Annotated in this window: 1 protein-coding gene; it reads left to right on the top strand. The window is 65.6% G+C overall.

Annotated features, from left to right (window positions below; all coding sequences use genetic code 11):
* Positions 1-161: 161 nt before the first annotated feature.
* Positions 162-454 (top strand): hypothetical protein (locus J5M73_RS31360; protein ID WP_243434006.1); only part of this gene is annotated, 293 nt, incomplete at its 3' end.

The following is a 454-nucleotide window of genomic DNA, read 5'->3' as shown; positions in this document are numbered from 1 at the left end:
ATGGCGTCGTACAAGAACGGCACGCCGTACACGCTCGGGCGCCACATTCGCGACCTGCATTCGGCGCCGCTCATGATCAGCAACGACCGCATCGAGGCGAACACGGCCAACCTGTTGCTCGCACTGCGTCCCGCCACGCTTGAAAGAGAGATTTGAACGACATGACCCAACCTTCCGTGCGCGCGGCTGAAACGGCCGACGCGCCCATCGATCGCAGCGGCGTGAACAAGCTGCGCGACGAGCTCGTCGAAGCGGGGCTGCTGATTTCGACGGGCATCCAGGGCCTGTTCGGCCGCAGCGAGCGGTTCGAGCGCGTCGTCGACGCGCTCGACGCCTACATCACGCGCCTCGGCGCCGATCAGCATGCGGAAGTGCTGCGTTTTCCGCCGGCGATGAGCCGCCCCGAGTTCGAGCGCAGCGAATACCTGAAGAGCTTCCCGCAACTCGCGGGCAC

The sequence above is a fragment of the Pseudomonas sp. 50_B genome (genome assembly GCF_017491625.1).
GTDB classification, from domain to species: domain Bacteria; phylum Pseudomonadota; class Gammaproteobacteria; order Pseudomonadales; family Pseudomonadaceae; genus Aquipseudomonas; species Aquipseudomonas danubii.
This window is presented reverse-complemented; position numbering and strand designations above follow the sequence as displayed.